Consider the following 17,075-nt stretch of genomic DNA (forward strand, 5'->3'; position numbering starts at 1 on the left):
TTTTTTCGGCTTTTGTTTAGCCTTTTTTCACTAATCAGCAACCGGTTTTGTTTTTTTCACGCCTGACGGGCAAAAGGCTTGCGCCAGCGCTAACAAATGGGGCATTTTCTTATCCATGACGTGCAGCCAGCCACACTCACCTGCACCAACCCCGTATCACGCTCAGTCTCATGGAGAAGTTTATGTGCTCGATTTTTGGTGTTCTGGATATTAAAACTGACGCAGGCGAATTACGTAAAAAGGCGCTGGAGCTCTCGCGTCTGATGCGCCACCGTGGCCCGGACTGGTCCGGTATTTATGCCAGCGACAAGGCGATACTCGCCCATGAACGCCTGTCAATTGTTGACGTGAACGCCGGGGCCCAGCCGCTGTACAACACCGCCCGTACCCATGTACTGGCCGTAAACGGTGAAATCTACAACCACCAGGCCCTGCGGGCGGAATACGCCGATCGCTACCAGTTCCAGACCGGCTCTGACTGCGAAGTGATCCTCGCCCTCTACCAGGAAAAAGGCGCAGACTTCCTTGATGATCTGCAGGGCATGTTTGCCTTTATTCTCTATGACGCCGAAAAAGACGCCTGGCTGATTGGCCGTGACCATGTGGGCATTATTCCGCTGTATATGGGCTATGACGAGTTCGGCAACTTCTATGTGGCCTCAGAAATGAAAGCGCTGACACCGGTATGCCGCACCATCAAAGAGTTCCCGGCGGGCAGCTACCTGTGGAGCCAGGACGGTGAGATCCGCTCTTACTACCAGCGCGACTGGTTCAGCTATGAGGCGGTCAAAGACAACGTGACCGACCGCAACACCCTGCGCCAGGCGCTGGAAGAGTCAGTAAAAAGCCACCTGATGTCTGACGTTCCCTACGGTGTACTGCTCTCCGGCGGGCTGGACTCGTCGATTATATCTGCGATAACCAAGAAATTTGCCGCCCGCCGGGTCGAAGACCAGGAGCGCAGTGAAGCCTGGTGGCCGCAGCTGCACTCCTTTGCTGTGGGGCTGAAAGGCTCCCCGGATCTGAAAGCCGCCCAGGAAGTGGCTAACCACCTGGGCACCGTGCACCATGAAATTCACTTCACCGTGCAGGAAGGTCTGGACGCGATCCGCGATGTGATTTACCACATTGAAACCTACGATGTGACCACCATCCGCGCCTCAACCCCGATGTATCTGATGTCGCGCAAAATCAAAGCGATGGGGATCAAAATGGTGCTCTCCGGGGAGGGGTCCGATGAGGTGTTTGGCGGCTATCTCTATTTCCATAAAGCCCCGAACGCCAGAGAGCTGCACGAAGAGACCGTACGCAAATTACAGGCGCTGCATATGTATGACTGCGCCCGGGCCAACAAAGCCATGTCCGCCTGGGGGGTGGAAGCCCGCGTGCCCTTCCTGGATAAAAAATTCCTCGACGTGGCAATGCGCATCAACCCGCAGGACAAAATGTGCGGCAGCAACGGCAAAATGGAAAAACATATCCTGCGCGAATGTTTTGAATCCTACCTGCCGGCAAGCGTGGCCTGGCGCCAGAAAGAGCAGTTCTCTGACGGGGTAGGCTACAGCTGGATAGACTCACTCAAAGAGATAGCCAACCAGCAGGTGACCGATCAGCAACTGGAGACAGCGCACTTTCGCTTCCCGTACAACACCCCGACCTCAAAAGAGGCCTGGCTGTACCGGGAGATTTTTGAAGAGCTGTTCCCGGTGCCAAGCGCCGCAGAGTGTGTGCCGGGCGGCCCGTCAGTGGCCTGCTCCTCGGCCAAAGCCATCGAGTGGGATGAAGCCTTCAAAACCATGGACGATCCCTCCGGGCGTGCGGTGGGCGTGCACCAGTCTGCCTATCATAACTAATCCATCACCTCACGGGCCTGCGGGCCCGTTTTTTTGGTCTGATATTCCCCCACAACGGGCCAGATTCCGGTTAATTAACCAGAAGTTGTCGATAAATACAGCAAGCTGTTCGTAAGTCAGACAAACACACCCTTCGTGCTCACTTTTGGCAAAAAACTTGTTGACGCTGCAAGGCCCAGTACGCATAATGCGCCCCGCACCGCCGATAAGGTAACGCGAAAAAAAAGATGGCTACATAGCTCAGCTGGTTAGAGCACATCACTCATAATGATGGGGTCACAGGTTCGAATCCCGTTGTAGCCACCATCTTTTTTGCGGGAGTGGCGAAATTGGTAGACGCACCAGATTTAGGTTCTGGCGCCGCAAGGTGTACGAGTTCAAGTCTCGTCTCCCGCACCATTTCACTTTAGCGAGTGCGCGGATGGGGTATCGCCAAGCGGTAAGGCACCGGTTTTTGATACCGGCATTCCCTGGTTCGAATCCAGGTACCCCAGCCACTTATTTTGCGACATGAGTTGACATCATGGCTCAGGTCTTGGGGTATCGCCAAGCGGTAAGGCACCGGTTTTTGATACCGGCATTCCCTGGTTCGAATCCAGGTACCCCAGCCAGTCGTTAAAGACTGACAAGCAGTACATCTGGCTACATAGCTCAGCTGGTTAGAGCACATCACTCATAATGATGGGGTCACAGGTTCGAATCCCGTTGTAGCCACCATATTTAAGATGAATTGCCAGCAGGCAGTTCACCACAAAAAGTTGATTGGGGTATCGCCAAGCGGTAAGGCACCGGATTCTGATTCCGGCATTCCGAGGTTCGAATCCTCGTACCCCAGCCACTTATATCTGAGCATGTTCCCGCGGTGTAACATCTGCTCTGATACACAAACAGCCTGTTGGGGTATCGCCAAGCGGTAAGGCACCGGATTCTGATTCCGGCATTCCGAGGTTCGAATCCTCGTACCCCAGCCAACTTCTGTACACTGTAGGTTATAACCAACAGTCAATTGGGGTATCGCCAAGCGGTAAGGCACTGGATTCTGATTCCAGCATTCCGAGGTTCGAATCCTCGTACCCCAGCCAATACAAAGGCTCGCTTCGGCGAGCCTTTTGTTTTTGTATCTTCCGGATCCCCTGAGGCAGGCACCCGACAACCGGTGCCTGCGGCGACAGCTATAACCCGAGCGCGTAACGCAGCGCCTGGCGTTTTAAGACACCGGCACGCTGTGCCGCCATCAACCCCAGATTACGCAACACCTTCACCGGGGCCAGCGAATTACTGAACCCGGCATAAAACAGATCCATGGCGCTTTGCATCACCAGGTTGTCCGGCTGGCGCTGGCGCTGATAGCGCTTCAGCACCGGCTCCCGATACCAGCATTCACCATAGTTGCGGGCGCGGGCCAGCACATCAATCAGCGCCTGAGCATCCCGGTAGCCAAGGTTAACCCCCTGCCCCGCCAGCGGATGAATGGTGTGTGCCGCATCCCCCACCAGGGCGATGCCGTCCTGCACATAACTCAACGCGTGGCGGCGCACCAGCGGGAAGGATCCGCAGTTCACCGGGGTCACCTCCCCCAGGCGCTGCGGGAAGGCGCGGTTAATTTCATGCTGCAACTGCGCCATGGGCATATTGCTTAACTGGCGGATCCGCGCCGGGGCGTCATACCAGGCCAGCGAGCCCCAGTTATCAAACAGCGGCAGAAACGCCCGTGGCCCCTGGGGGGTGAACTCCTGCCAGGTAGCGTCTCCCGGGGCCTGAGCGCACTGAACGCTGACCAGCATGCAGGACTGGCTGTACTCCCAGGCGTGGATACCAATACCGGCCCACTGGCGGACCCGGGAGTCTGCGCCATCGGCACCGACCACCAGAGCAGCACTGAGCCGCTGACCATCGGTAAACTGCAACTGGTGCTGGCCGTTCTCTTCCCGGATCATCCCGCTGAGTGTGGCCGGGCACAGGCAGCGCACCTGCGGGTGAGCCTCCAGCGCCTGCCACAGCGCCCGTTGCAGTACGGCGTTTTCGACCATATAGCCCAGCTCCGGCAGCTGTAATTCACCGGCGTCGAACACCACGTGGGCCTGCTGCCACTCCCAGGTTTCCAGCCGGGTATAAGGATGGCTGCGCATCGCCTGCACCCGGCGCCAGGCCTCCAGGCTGCGTAAAAAGCCCACTGACGCACTGCTGATGGCAGAAATGCGCACATCCGGCGGTTCGCTGGCATCAAATGCGGCGGGCAGGTGCTGCTCAATCACCGCGACCTGAAATCCCTCCCGGGCCAGCCCCAGCGCCACGGCTGCGCCAACCATGCCACCGCCAACAACCGCCACTTCCGTTTGCTGATGTTTCATCATGTTATCCCGTGAATTCACCTGCCCTGAGTGTACCGGATTTTTGGATTTAATGGCGGGTGTGTGCACTCTACTGGTCACGAACCCGGCAAAGCATTACAATACGCGCCCTGCATTCCTGGCGTTAACTGAGAAATGGCAAGTCAATGACAAAAAAACTCCATATCAAAACCTGGGGCTGTCAGATGAACGAATACGATTCATCCAAGATGGCCGATCTGCTGGAAACCACGCACGGTTTTACCCTGACCGACGTGGCCGAAGAGGCAGATGTTCTGCTGCTGAATACCTGTTCGATCCGTGAAAAAGCGCAGGAGAAGGTTTTCCATCAGTTAGGCCGCTGGAAAACACTGAAGGATAAAAACCCCGAGCTGATTATCGGTGTTGGCGGTTGTGTTGCCTCCCAGGAAGGGGAGCATATTCGCCAGCGCGCCCACTATGTGGACATTATCTTCGGGCCACAAACCCTGCACCGCCTGCCGGAAATGATCAACCACGTCAGCGGCAATCGCAGCCCGGTGGTGGATATCAGCTTCCCGGAGATAGAAAAATTCGATCGCCTGCCCGAGCCCCGCGCCGAAGGCCCGACCGCGTTTGTCTCTATCATGGAAGGCTGCAACAAATACTGCACCTACTGCGTGGTGCCCTACACCCGTGGTGAAGAGGTCAGCCGCCCTGGCGACGACATCATTCTGGAGATAGCCCAGCTGGCGGCCCAGGGAGTGCGTGAAGTAAACCTGCTGGGCCAGAACGTTAACGCCTGGCGCGGTGAAAACTTCGACGGCACACCGGGCACCTTTGCCGACCTGCTGCGCCTGGTGGCGGCCATTGACGGTATCGACCGCATCCGCTTTACCACCAGCCACCCTATCGAGTTTACCGACGATATTATCGAGGTATACCGCGATACGCCGGAGCTGGTGAGCTTCCTGCACCTGCCGGTACAAAGCGGTGCCGACCGGGTACTGAACCTGATGGGCCGCACCCACACGGCGCTGGAATATAAGGCGATTATCCGTAAGCTGCGCGCTGCGCGCCCGGATATCCAGATAAGCTCTGATTTTATCGTCGGCTTCCCGGGAGAGACCGGGGAAGACTTCGAACAGACCATGAAGCTGATCGCCGATGTTAACTTCGATATGAGCTACAGCTTTATCTTCTCTGCCCGCCCGGGGACCCCGGCGGCCGACATGGTGGACGACGTTCCCGAAGAAGAGAAAAAACAGCGGCTGTATATTCTGCAGGAGCGCATTAACCAGCAGGCAATGGCCTGGAGCCGCCGGATGCTGGGCACAGTACAGCGCATCCTGGTGGAAGGCACCTCGCGCAAGAGCATTATGGAGCTGTCCGGGCGCACCGAAAATAACCGGGTGGTGAACTTCGAAGGCACGCCGGAGATGATCGGTAAGTTTGTGGATGTGGAGATAACCGAGGTGTTCCCGAACTCCCTGCGCGGCACCGTGGTGCGCACGGAAGAGGAGATGGGCCTGCGGGTGACCGAAAGCCCGGAATCCGTGATTGCCCGCACCCGTAAAGAAGACGAGCTGGGTGTCGGAATCTGGCAGCCCTGATAGCCAGAATCACCGGGGCGGCAGGCGGGATCCCGCCCGCCGCTTTTTTATTTACCCCCTTGCATTCTGAAGCCCGCACCCAAATATCACAGCCGGGCCTTGCGCCTTCTCTCTGCGCCATGAATAATTTTCTTAACGGCCGGGACCATCTCCGTAATCTTTACCCTGATTGTCCATGTAAGAGGCCCCTGTAAGAGATCTCTGTAAGAGGTAAGAGGAATAGTTTGAATACCGAAACCCGTGAATTAACGCTGGAACCCGCAGATAATGCCCGTTTACTCAGCCTGTGCGGCCCGTTTGATGACAATATCAAACAGCTTGAGCGCCGCCTGGGCATCGAAATCAACCGCCGCGACAACCACTTTACGCTGACCGGCCGCGCGCTGACGGTGAACGCCGCCGCCGATATTCTGCGCCACCTGTATGTGGATACCGCCCCCATGCGCGGTAAAACGCAGGATATCGAACCGGAACAAATTCATCTGGCGATTAAAGAGTTCCGCGTTCTTGAGCAGGTTGCCGAGAGCGTGCCGGAGTACGGCAAAGCGGTCAATATCAAGACCAAACGCGGGGTCATTAAGCCACGCACCCCGAACCAGGCCCAGTACATTGCCAATATCCTCGACCACGACATCACCTTTGGTGTTGGCCCGGCGGGCACCGGTAAGACCTACCTGGCGGTTGCCGCCGCCGTAGACGCCCTGGAGCGCCAGGATATTCGCCGCATCCTGCTCACCCGCCCGGCGGTGGAAGCCGGTGAAAAGCTCGGCTTCCTGCCCGGGGATCTGAGCCAGAAAGTCGATCCGTATCTGCGCCCCCTGTATGATGCGCTGTTCGAAATGCTGGGCTTTGAAAAGGTTGAGAAACTGATTGAGCGTAACGTGATTGAGGTGGCCCCGCTGGCCTATATGCGCGGGCGTACCCTGAACGATGCGTTTATCATTCTTGATGAGAGCCAGAACACCACCATCGAGCAGATGAAAATGTTCCTGACCCGCATCGGCTTTAACTCTAAGGCGGTAATCACCGGGGATATCACCCAGATAGACTTACCGCGTAATGCCAAATCCGGCCTGCGCCACGCTATTGAGGTGCTGGCTGAGGTCGACGAAATCAGCTTTAACTTTTTCCACAGCGAAGACGTGGTGCGCCACCCGGTAGTGGCCCGCATTGTAAACGCCTATGAAGCCTGGGAAACCGCAGAGCAAAAACGTAAAGAGCAACTGGCGGCCGAGCGTAAACGCGAAGCGCAGGCGTCAGAAGCAAGCCAGGAGAATAAATGAGCCAGGTGATTCTTGATCTGCAACTGGCCTGTGAAGACACCACAGGCCTGCCAGATGAAGCCCGGATCCAGACATGGCTGGACGCGGTTATCCCGCAATTTCAGGCAGAGTCTGAAGTGACTGTGCGCATTGTGGATGAGCCAGAAAGCCACGAGCTGAACCTGACCTACCGCGGGAAAGACAAATCCACCAATGTGCTCTCCTTCCCCTTTGAAGCCCCACCGGGCATGGAGATGCCCCTGCTGGGCGATTTGGTTATCTGTCGCCAGGTGGTTGAGCGGGAAGCACAGGAGCAGGACGTCTCGCCAGATGCCCACTGGGCGCACATGGTGGTACACGGCAGCCTGCACCTGTTGGGGTATGATCACATTGAAGATGACGAAGCCGAAGAGATGGAGTCTCTGGAAACGGAGATAATGCTTGCCCTCGGCTACGACGATCCGTACATTGCCGAGAAAGAGTAGCCTGTGCGGCCAGTCTCTGGCCCCGCAGTATAATGTAACGCCCGGGGAGCCGTGGGCTCCCCCTGGCAGACAATTGACTAACATGAGAACCCAATCAAAACGCCATGAGCGACGACAATTCACACAGTAGCGACACTCTCCACAGTAAGAAGGGGTTTTTCTCCCTGATCCTGAGCCAGCTGTTTCACGGTGAGCCCAAAAACCGTGACGAGCTGCTGGCACTCATTCGTGATTCAGAACAAAACGAGCTTATCGACCAGGACACCCGCGACATGCTCGAAGGGGTAATGGATATCGCCGACCAGCGGGTGCGCGATATTATGATCCCCCGCTCCCAGATGATTACCCTGAAACGCAACCAGAGCCTTGATGAATGCCTTGATGTGATTATCGAGTCTGCCCATTCGCGCTTCCCGGTTATCAGCGAAGACAAAGATCACATTGAAGGGATCCTGATGGCAAAAGATCTGCTGCCGTTTATGCGCAGCGATGCAGAGCCATTCAGTATGGAGAAAGTGCTGCGCAGCGCAGTGGTTGTGCCGGAAAGTAAACGCGTGGACCGGATGCTCAAAGAGTTCCGCTCCCAGCGCTACCATATGGCCATCGTGATTGACGAGTTTGGCGGGGTCTCCGGTCTGGTGACCATCGAAGATATTCTGGAGCTTATCGTCGGCGAAATTGAAGACGAATACGACGAAGAAGAAGACACCAACTTCCGCCAGCTGAGCCGCCACACCTGGACGGTGCGCGCCCTGGCCTCGATTGAAGATTTTAATGAAGCGTTCGCCACCCACTACAGCGACGACGAAGTGGACACCATTGGCGGCCTTGTTATGCAGGCCTTCGGCCATCTGCCGACCCGAGGGGAAAGCATTGATATTGACGGCTACCAGTTTAAGGTCGCCATGGCCGACAGCCGGCGTATTATTCAGGTTCATGTCCGCATACCGGATGACTCCCCGCAGCCACACCTGGAAGATTAACTAAACATGGATTTACGCGCTCTGCTCCGGCGCCAGCGGGTACGGCTCGTACTGGCGCTACTTTTCGGTGCCAGCGGCACCCTGGCGTTTTCGCCGTATGATATCTGGCCCGCCGCCCTGATCTCACTGATGGGGCTACTGGGTCTGACCCTGAACCGCAAACCGCTGCAGAGCGCCGGGATTGGCTTCTTCTGGGGGCTTGGGCTGTTTGGCAGCGGGATCAACTGGGTATACGTCAGTATCGCCACCTTTGGCGGCATGCCGGGCCCGGTGAATATCCTGCTGGTGGTCCTGCTGGCGGCGTATTTATCCCTGTATACCGGCCTGTTTGGCGGCCTGCTGGCCCGGCTGGCTCCGGCTGCCCGCTGGTGGCGCTTTGTGTTTATTGCCCCGGCCCTGTGGCAGATTACCGAGTTCCTGCGCGGCTGGGTGCTGACCGGCTTCCCCTGGCTGCAGTTTGGTTACAGCCAGATAGACGGCCCCTTAAAAGGGGTCGCGCCGCTGCTGGGGGTGGAGGGGATCAACTTCCTGCTGGTGATTATCGCCGGGCTACTGGTGCTGGCTGTCAGCCAGCGGCGCTGGCAGCCGGTTGTCATCAGCGCAGCCCTGCTGTTGCTGCCCTGGCCTCTGCGCTATATCAGCTGGTCCCAGCCGCTGACAGAGCGCACCACTCAGGTCTCTCTGGTCCAGGGGGATATTCCCCAGTCCATGAAGTGGGACGAAAAAGAGCTGCTCAACACCCTGCGGACTTATCTGGATCTCACCCAGCCACAGACGGGCAAATCGCAGCTGATCATCTGGCCTGAATCGGCGATTCCGGATCTGGAAATGAACCAGCAGCCGTTCCTGACCATGATGGACGACCTGCTGCGCGCCAGACACAGTACGCTGATTACCGGCATTGTTGATGCCCGGCTGAACCCGCAAAATCGCTACAACACTTACAACTCGATTATTGTGCTGGGGGAAAACACCCCGTACAACTACCCGTCATCCGATCGCTACAACAAGAACCACCTGGTGCCGTTCGGGGAGTTTGTACCGCTGGAATCGATCCTGCGCCCGCTGGCCCCGTTCTTTGACTTGCCTATGTCCTCATTCAGCCGCGGAGATTACCGCCAGGCCCCGCTACAGGCCCACGGCTATTTGCTCACCGCCGCTATCTGCTATGAGATAATCCTCGGCCAGCAGGTACGGGACAATTTCCGCCCGGACAGCGATTTTCTGCTGACCATCTCCAACGACGCCTGGTTTGGTAAGTCCATCGGCCCGTGGCAGCACTTCCAGATGGCGCGTATGCGCGCGCTGGAGCTCTCGCGCCCGCTGTTGCGCAGCACCAATAACGGTATCACCGCTGTGGTTGCACCAGACGGCAACGTCACGGCGCAAATTCCGCAGTTTACCCGCGAAGTGCTGACCACCAGCGTCACGCCGACCCGGGGGCTCACCCCGTATGCCCGCACCGGTAACTGGAGCGTGTGGATAATCACCCTGCTGGCGGGCGCGGCCGGTCTTCTGCTGGCTGCCCGTCGCCGTTCCTGATCCCTCCCCTTCTGCGCACCGGGCAACCGGTGCGCCCCTGATGTGACTGTCACCCTGTGCAACGCTGGCACAGCGCTTGCTTAATTACTCTGGTGCCGGGCGATTTTCCCCGGCCCGTTGCAGCGTAACCGCCCCGATGCACCACAAAATGGCAACATCAGCACTAAAAAGGTGCAACACATCAGATTTGCCTTTTCCTGGTGCGGCGAACATCGCAAAAAGCAACTAAATTCGGACAGGGGATTTACAATCCGGCAGATGAAATGCTAACAAATAAGAAATAATTTAGTTTATTTATATTTACAAACAAATAACACAGCATACCCTGCATCACAGGTGCAGCAGCACGCGGCACCCGGTATGGCGGGTATAACAACGACAACACATTCACAACACGGGTATCTGCACCTCAGGTGCCGGAAGAAAGGAGTTGGATATGCATTTACGTAAACTGGCTGCGGCCGTACTGCTCGCGGGTCTTGGTGCCTCCGCCCTGGCCCAGGCAGAAGACGGCAAGCCTGCGATGACCCTGGATAAGATCAACAAGAATGGGGTTATCGTGGTCGGCCACCGGGAATCGTCAGTTCCCTTCTCTTACTACGACAACCAGCAAAAAGTGGTGGGCTACTCCCAGGACTACTCCAACGCCATTGTCGAGGCCATCAAAAAGCAGCTGAACAAGCCGGATCTGCAGGTTAAGCTGATCCCGATTACCTCCCAGAACCGTATTCCGCTGCTGCAAAACGGCACCTTTGATTTTGAGTGCGGTTCCACCACCAATAACGCCGAGCGCCAGAAACAGGCAGCCTTCTCAAACACCATTTTTGTTGTCGGCACGCGCCTGCTGGTGAAAAAAGGCGGCCCGATCCACGGCTTTGACGATCTGAAAGGCAAAGCGGTGGTGGTCACCTCCGGCACCACGTCTGAAATTCTGCTCCATAAACTCAATGACGAGCAGAAAATGGATATGCGCATCATCAGCGCCAAAGATCACGGGGACTCTTTCCGCACCCTGGAAAGCGGCCGCGCCGTGGCCTTTATGATGGATGACGCCCTGCTGGCCGGTGAGCGCGCCAAAGCGAAGAAACCCGATCAGTGGGAGATTGTCGGCAAGCCGCAGTCTGAAGAGGCCTACGGCTGTATGCTGCGCAAAGACGATCCGGCCTTTAAAAAGCTGGTGGACGACACCATCGCCCAGGTTCAGACCTCCGGCACAGCGGAGAAGTGGTTTGATAAGTGGTTTAACCACCCGATCCCGCCAAAAAATCTCAATATGAACTTTGCCCTGTCGGACGAAATGAAAGCGCTGTTCAAATCGCCCAACGACAAAGCCTTTAACTAATCACTGAACCTTATTGCGCTATTTAAACAATGAATAAGGGACGGGTTACCCTGTCCCCCCGATTGATCAGTACCAGCCCGGACAGACTATACGCCAGCCGGTCGTTCCCCGGCGGGCGTGAAACCAGAAAGCGGTAGATCAATCTTCGGGGGTAGCGCTGCTACCCTCTTTTTTTTCGGAGTATGTTATGTCTATAGACTGGAACTGGGGAATCTTTCTGCAGCCCGCCCCATTCGGTAACACCACCTATCTGGGCTGGTTATGGAGTGGCTTTCAGGTCACGGTGGCGCTGTCCGTTACATCCTGGATTATCGCCTTTTTTGTCGGCTCCCTGTTCGGCATTTTACGCACCGTTCCCAATCGCTTTCTTGCTGCCATCGGCACCGGCTATGTGGAGCTTTTTCGCAACGTCCCGCTGATTGTGCAGTTCTTTACCTGGTATCTGGTGATTCCGGAACTATTGCCGGAGAAGATAGGCACCTGGTTTAAAGCCGAACTGGATCCCAATATTCAGTTCTTCCTCTCATCCATGATGTGCCTTGGCCTGTTTACCGCCGCCCGCGTTTGCGAGCAGGTGCGCGCCGCGATCCAGTCGCTGCCCCGGGGCCAGAAAAACGCCGGTCTGGCGATGGGGTTAACCCTGCCCCAGACCTACCGCCATGTGCTGCTGCCCAACGCATACCGGGTGGTGGTGCCGCCCATGACCTCAGAGATGATGAATCTGGTCAAAAACTCGGCTATCGCCTCAACCATTGGTCTGGTGGATATGGCCGCCCAGGCGGGCAAACTGCTCGATTACTCTGCTCACGCCTGGGAATCCTTTACGGCTATCACCCTCGCCTATGTCCTTATTAACGCGGTGATCATGCTGGTTATGAACCTGGTAGAACGCAAAATCCGCCTGCCTGGCAATCTGGGGGGCAAATAAATGTACGATTTTGACTGGAGCTCCATCGTCCCGTCCATGCCGTATCTGATTCAGGGGCTGGGAATAACCTTCAGGATAACGATTATCGCCATTCTGGTGGGGATCATCTGGGGGACCATTCTGGCGATGCTGCGCCTTTCGCCGGTTAAGGCCCTGAGCTGGTTTGCCACGCTCTACGTTAACGTTTTCCGCTCCGTGCCGCTGGTTATGGTGCTGCTGTGGTTTTACCTGATCGTCCCCGGCCTGCTACAGCAGGTGCTGGGGCTCTCGCCGAAAACCGACATCCGCCTGATCTCCGCCATTGTGGCCTTCTCACTGTTTGAGGCGGCCTACTACTCGGAAATCATCCGCGCCGGGATCCAGAGTATCTCCCGGGGCCAGTCCAGCGCGGCACTGGCACTGGGCATGACCCACTGGCAGTCCATGAAGCTGATTATTCTGCCCCAGGCCTTCCGGGCCATGGTTCCCCTGCTGCTGACCCAGGGTATCGTTCTGTTTCAGGATACCTCGCTGGTCTATGTACTGAGCCTGGCGGACTTCTTCCGCACAGCGTCCACCATTGGTGAGCGCGACGGTACACAGGTCGAAATGATCCTGTTTGCCGGTAGTGTCTATTTTATTATTAGCCTTGGCGCCTCACTGCTGGTCAGCTGGCTGAAAAAAAGGACTGCATCATGATTTCCCTAAAAAATGTTTCCAAATGGTATGGCCAGTTTCAGGTTCTGACTGACTGCTCTACTGAAGTAAAAAAAGGTGAGGTGGTCGTGGTGTGCGGCCCGTCCGGCTCCGGTAAATCCACGCTTATCAAAACCGTTAACGGTCTGGAGCCCATCCAGCAGGGGGAAATACTGGTCGACGGCACTAAAGTTAACGACAAAAAAACCAATCTGGCCCGCCTGCGCTCCCGTGTCGGCATGGTGTTCCAGCATTTTGAGCTGTTCCCGCACCTGTCGATTATCGACAACCTGACCCTTGCCCAGGAGAAAGTGCTGAACCGCGATAAAGCCGCTTCCCGGGCCAAAGGGCTGAAACTGCTGGAGCGGGTGGGACTGTCGGCTCACGCAGATAAATACCCGGCCCAGTTATCCGGCGGCCAGCAGCAGCGCGTGGCCATTGCCCGCGCCCTGTGTATGGATCCCATCGCCATCTTGTTTGATGAGCCCACCTCGGCCCTGGATCCGGAGATGATCAACGAAGTGCTCGATGTGATGGTGGAGCTGGCAAACGAAGGCATGACCATGATGGTGGTAACCCACGAAATGGGCTTCGCCCGTAAGGTGGCCAACCGGGTTATCTTTATGGATGAGGGGAAAATTATCGAAGACGTGGACAAAGAAGCCTTCTTCGCGAATCCGCAGTCTGACCGCGCAAAAGACTTCCTCGCCAAGATCCTGCACTAACCGCGCCGGTGCCGCTGCCTGCCAGCGGCACCGGTTGTATCAGGGCTCAAACGGGCGGCGCTGGAACTGGGTATGGCCGCACTTCGGGCAGTGGGGCAGCACTTCCGGGGTATAAAACGCCAGATGGTGGTTGCAGTTCTCGCAGACTAAATTGCCAAGCCCCACCACTTCCCCACTGTGATACACCCCGTGATGGTGCAGATCCTGAAATACTTCGCGCCACTCCAGCTGGGTTTTATCGGTAATGTCGGCCAGCTCCTGCCACAGGCTTTCTTTTATCACCCGCATAAATACGCTGTCTTCCAGCGATTCCTGATTTTCGCTGTAGCTCAGGGCAAACTCTTCCAGATCCCGGCGCACCGCCCGGCTGACCTCGTCAATCTCCCGGCGGGTTAAGGCGCTGGTCTGTTCCATTTTAGCCCGGGCGCTGTCCACCAGGGCATCAATATCCCGCTCGCCATTACGTAAACGCTCGCTCAGTGACGTCATCAGCTCGCGGTAAAACTGCGCTACCTTGTTCATGCCCTTCCTCCTGAATCCAGCTAAGCTCTTCTTATGATAGCCGTTAATTTGTGATTACAGTGTTATCCTCACCCCAACGCGGCAAAATAAGCGCAAAGTGTGAAAGTGCAGTTTTGTCCCTGGCGGCAAGGGAAAGACTGTTTTGCCGCAGGTTAATCGGCTATGCTATGCCGATCGAAAAATCTATACCGTAATACAGTTACAAGTTGTAGCTGTTTTCATTAACAGGACCACTGGCTGCCATGCAAGAGCAATATCGCCCGGAAGAGATAGAATCCCACGTACAACAGCAATGGGAAGAAAAGCGCACTTTTGAAGTGAAAGAAGACGAAAGCAAAGAGAAGTATTACTGCCTGTCAATGCTTCCCTATCCTTCTGGCCGACTACACATGGGCCACGTGCGCAACTACACCATCGGTGATGTGGTTGCCCGCTACCAGCGGATGCTGGGTAAAAACGTTCTGCAGCCCATCGGCTGGGATGCTTTCGGCCTGCCGGCGGAAGGCGCCGCGGTCAAAAACAATACCGCGCCCGCCCCCTGGACTTACGCCAATATCGAATACATGAAGAACCAGCTGAAAATGCTGGGCTTCGGCTATGACTGGAGCCGCGAAATCGCGACCTGCAAGCCAGAATACTACCGCTGGGAGCAGAAGTTCTTCACCGAGCTCTATAAAAAAGGCCTGGTCTACAAGAAAACCTCTGCGGTGAACTGGTGCCCGAACGATAAAACCGTTCTGGCGAACGAGCAGGTTATCGATGGCTGCTGCTGGCGCTGCGACACCAAAGTCGAGCGTAAAGAGATCCCCCAGTGGTTTATTAAAATCACCGACTACGCAGAAGAGCTGCTCAACGACCTGGATAAGCTGGATCACTGGCCGGATCAGGTTAAGACCATGCAGCGTAACTGGATTGGCCGTTCTGAAGGGGTAGAAATTACCTTTGACGTAAAAGACAGCGACCAGAAACTCACCGTCTACACCACCCGCCCGGACACCTTTATGGGGGCCACTTATCTGGCCGTGGCCGCCGGTCACCCGCTGGCGCAACAGGCTGCCGCCGGTAACCCGCAGCTGGCCGCCTTCGTTGAAGAGTGCCGCAATACCAAAGTGGCCGAAGCCGACATGGCAACCATGGAGAAAAAAGGGATTGCCACCGGCTATTACGCCATCCACCCGCTGACTGGTGAAGCCATCCCGGTGTGGGCGGCAAACTTCGTGCTGATGGAGTACGGCACCGGTGCCGTTATGGCCGTACCTGGTCACGACCAGCGCGACTACGAATTTGCCACCAAATATCATCTGCCGGTTAAAGCTGTCATTCTGGCGGCAGACGGCACCGCGCCGGATCTCTCCAGCCAGGCCATGACCGAGAAAGGCGTGCTGTTCAACTCAGGTGAGTTTGACGGTCTGGACTTTACCGCTGGTTTTAACGCCATTGCCGATAAGCTGGCATCAATGGGTGTGGGCGAGCGCAAAGTTAACTACCGCCTGCGCGACTGGGGGGTTTCCCGCCAGCGCTACTGGGGCGCACCAATTCCGATGGTCACCCTGGAAGACGGCACCGTCATCCCGACGCCGGACGACCAGCTGCCGGTTATCCTGCCGGAAGATGTGGTCATGGACGGCATCACCAGCCCGATTAAAGCTGACCCGGAGTGGGCAAAAACCACCGTTAACGGTATGCCTGCCCTGCGCGAAACCGACACCTTCGACACCTTTATGGAGTCGTCCTGGTACTATGCGCGCTACACCTGCCCGCAGTATGACAAAGGCATGCTGGACTCCGACGCCGCCAACTACTGGCTGCCGGTAGATATCTACATCGGCGGGATTGAACACGCCATTATGCACCTGCTCTACTTCCGCTTCTTCCACAAGCTGATGCGCGACGCGGGCATGGTGAACTCTGACGAGCCGGCAAAACAGCTGCTCTGCCAGGGGATGGTACTGGCGGATGCCTTCTACTACACCGGCGTGAACGGCGAGCGTAACTGGGTCTCCCCGGTTGACGCCATCACAGATCGCGACGAGAAGGGCCGTATTACCGCCGCCCGTGATGCAGCAGGCCATGAGCTGGTCTATGCTGGCATGAGCAAGATGTCAAAATCGAAAAACAACGGTATTGACCCGCAGGTGATGGTTGAACGTTACGGCGCGGACACCGTGCGTCTGTTTATGATGTTCGCCTCACCGGCCGACATGACCCTGGAGTGGCAGGAGTCCGGCGTTGAAGGGGCTAACCGCTTCCTGAAGCGTGTCTGGAAACTGGTCTATGAGCACACGGCAAAAGGTGCCGCTGCGGCACTGGATGTGGCGGCTCTGAGCGAAGATCAGAAAGCCCTGCGTCGCGATGTGCATAAAACCATTGCCAAAGTGACCGATGATATTGGCCGTCGTCAGACCTTTAACACCGCCATTGCGGCCATTATGGAGCTGATGAACAAACTGGCCCGCGCGCCTCAGGACAGCGAGCAGGATCGTGCCCTGATGAACGAAGCGCTGCTGGCCGTGGTGCGCATGCTCTATCCGTTCACCCCGCATGTCTGCTTCACCATGTGGCAGGCGCTGGCCGGTAACGGTGACATTGACAATGCGCCGTGGCCGCAGGCAGATGACTCCGCCATGGTGGAAGACTCTGTACTGGTCGTGGTTCAGGTTAACGGGAAAGTACGCGGTAAAATTACCGTCGCGGCAGATGCCACTGAAGAGCAGGTTCGTGAACTGGCTGGTCAGGAGCACCTGGTTGCTAAACATCTGGAAGGCAAAACCATCCGTAAAGTGATTTACGTTGCGGGCAAACTGCTGAACCTGGTTGTAGGCTAAGCACAGGAGGA

General features: G+C 56.6%; 13 protein-coding genes and 8 tRNA genes. 19 read left to right on the forward strand and 2 right to left on the reverse strand.

The annotated features are described in order from the left end of the window. Window positions 1-182: 182 nt before the first annotated feature. The 9 genes from asnB to EBL_RS13105 all read left to right on the forward strand — a co-directional run bounded on the left by asnB (window position 183) and on the right by EBL_RS13105 (window position 2,935). Window positions 183-1,853 (forward strand): asparagine synthase B, encoded by a 1,671-nt coding sequence (asnB, locus tag EBL_RS13065; RefSeq protein ID WP_002439255.1) that lies wholly within the window; start codon window positions 183-185, stop codon window positions 1,851-1,853. Between the two features lie 229 nt (window positions 1,854-2,082). Further along, window positions 2,083-2,159: transfer RNA gene (locus EBL_RS13070), tRNA-Met, on the forward strand. Window positions 2,160-2,167: 8 nt separating this feature from the next. Continuing rightward, window positions 2,168-2,252, forward strand: a tRNA-Leu gene (locus EBL_RS13075). 23 nt (window positions 2,253-2,275) lie between these two features. Continuing rightward, window positions 2,276-2,350: transfer RNA gene (locus EBL_RS13080), tRNA-Gln, on the forward strand. A 39-nt stretch (window positions 2,351-2,389) separates the two neighbouring features. Next, window positions 2,390-2,464: transfer RNA gene (locus EBL_RS13085), tRNA-Gln, on the forward strand. 29 nt (window positions 2,465-2,493) lie between these two features. Beyond that, window positions 2,494-2,570 (forward strand) — tRNA-Met (locus EBL_RS13090). A 46-nt stretch (window positions 2,571-2,616) separates the two neighbouring features. Then, a tRNA-Gln gene (locus tag EBL_RS13095) sits at window positions 2,617-2,691 on the forward strand. Window positions 2,692-2,749: 58 nt separating this feature from the next. Next, window positions 2,750-2,824, forward strand: a tRNA-Gln gene (locus tag EBL_RS13100). A 36-nt stretch (window positions 2,825-2,860) separates the two neighbouring features. Continuing rightward, window positions 2,861-2,935 (forward strand) — tRNA-Gln (locus EBL_RS13105). A 90-nt stretch (window positions 2,936-3,025) separates the two neighbouring features. On the opposite strand, the gene ubiF is transcribed toward EBL_RS13105, so the two are convergent. Next, window positions 3,026-4,204, reverse strand: coding sequence for a 3-demethoxyubiquinol 3-hydroxylase (gene ubiF, locus EBL_RS13110; protein ID WP_002439240.1), 1,179 nt, complete (start codon window positions 4,202-4,204; stop codon window positions 3,026-3,028). Window positions 4,205-4,350: 146 nt separating this feature from the next. Here ubiF and miaB point away from each other — a divergent pair, with 146 nt between their 5' ends. From miaB to EBL_RS13155, 9 genes are all read left to right on the forward strand, one after another. Further along, complete coding sequence (gene miaB / locus EBL_RS13115; RefSeq protein WP_002439237.1) at window positions 4,351-5,775, forward strand: tRNA (N6-isopentenyl adenosine(37)-C2)-methylthiotransferase MiaB; 1,425 nt, start codon at window positions 4,351-4,353, stop codon at window positions 5,773-5,775. A 224-nt stretch (window positions 5,776-5,999) separates the two neighbouring features. Further along, on the forward strand, window positions 6,000-7,058 hold the full coding sequence (locus EBL_RS13120; RefSeq protein WP_002439235.1) for a PhoH family protein: 1,059 nt from the start codon (window positions 6,000-6,002) through the stop codon (window positions 7,056-7,058). Continuing rightward, on the forward strand, window positions 7,055-7,522 hold the full coding sequence (gene ybeY / locus EBL_RS13125) for an rRNA maturation RNase YbeY (protein ID WP_002439233.1): 468 nt from the start codon (window positions 7,055-7,057) through the stop codon (window positions 7,520-7,522). Before EBL_RS13120 ends, ybeY begins: the two co-directional genes overlap by 4 nt. A gap of 104 nt (window positions 7,523-7,626) precedes the next feature. Further along, entirely contained in the window at window positions 7,627-8,505 is an 879-nt protein-coding gene (gene corC / locus EBL_RS13130; RefSeq protein WP_002439231.1) for a CNNM family magnesium/cobalt transport protein CorC, read from the forward strand. A 6-nt stretch (window positions 8,506-8,511) separates the two neighbouring features. Beyond that, a complete protein-coding gene (gene lnt, locus EBL_RS13135; protein ID WP_002439230.1) occupies window positions 8,512-10,047 on the forward strand; it encodes an apolipoprotein N-acyltransferase in 1,536 nt (511 codons plus the stop codon). A 436-nt stretch (window positions 10,048-10,483) separates the two neighbouring features. Then, on the forward strand, window positions 10,484-11,389 hold the full coding sequence (locus tag EBL_RS13140) for an amino acid ABC transporter substrate-binding protein (RefSeq protein WP_002439228.1): 906 nt from the start codon (window positions 10,484-10,486) through the stop codon (window positions 11,387-11,389). 187 nt (window positions 11,390-11,576) lie between these two features. After that, complete coding sequence (locus EBL_RS13145; protein WP_002439226.1) at window positions 11,577-12,317, forward strand: amino acid ABC transporter permease; 741 nt, start codon at window positions 11,577-11,579, stop codon at window positions 12,315-12,317. Further along, window positions 12,318-12,995, forward strand: coding sequence for a glutamate/aspartate ABC transporter permease GltK (gene gltK, locus EBL_RS13150; protein ID WP_002439224.1), 678 nt, complete (start codon window positions 12,318-12,320; stop codon window positions 12,993-12,995). It begins immediately after the preceding gene. Next, window positions 12,992-13,717 carry an amino acid ABC transporter ATP-binding protein gene (locus EBL_RS13155; RefSeq protein WP_002439222.1) on the forward strand — a complete coding sequence of 242 codons (726 nt, stop codon included), beginning with the start codon at window positions 12,992-12,994 and terminating at the stop codon, window positions 13,715-13,717. Before gltK ends, EBL_RS13155 begins: the two co-directional genes overlap by 4 nt. A 39-nt stretch (window positions 13,718-13,756) precedes the next feature. Here the strand turns inward: EBL_RS13155 and EBL_RS13160 are convergent, their stop codons facing one another. Beyond that, window positions 13,757-14,239 (reverse strand): zinc ribbon-containing protein, encoded by a 483-nt coding sequence (locus EBL_RS13160; protein ID WP_002439220.1) that lies wholly within the window; start codon window positions 14,237-14,239, stop codon window positions 13,757-13,759. A 242-nt stretch (window positions 14,240-14,481) separates the two neighbouring features. Between EBL_RS13160 and leuS the strand changes: the two genes are divergently transcribed. Further along, the gene (gene leuS, locus EBL_RS13165; protein ID WP_002439218.1) at window positions 14,482-17,064 is read left to right on the forward strand and encodes a leucine--tRNA ligase; all 2,583 of its coding nucleotides are present in this window, start codon (window positions 14,482-14,484) and stop codon (window positions 17,062-17,064) included. Window positions 17,065-17,075: the final 11 nt, after the last annotated feature.

Source organism: Shimwellia blattae DSM 4481 = NBRC 105725, from assembly GCF_000262305.1.
GTDB lineage: Bacteria > Pseudomonadota > Gammaproteobacteria > Enterobacterales > Enterobacteriaceae > Shimwellia > Shimwellia blattae.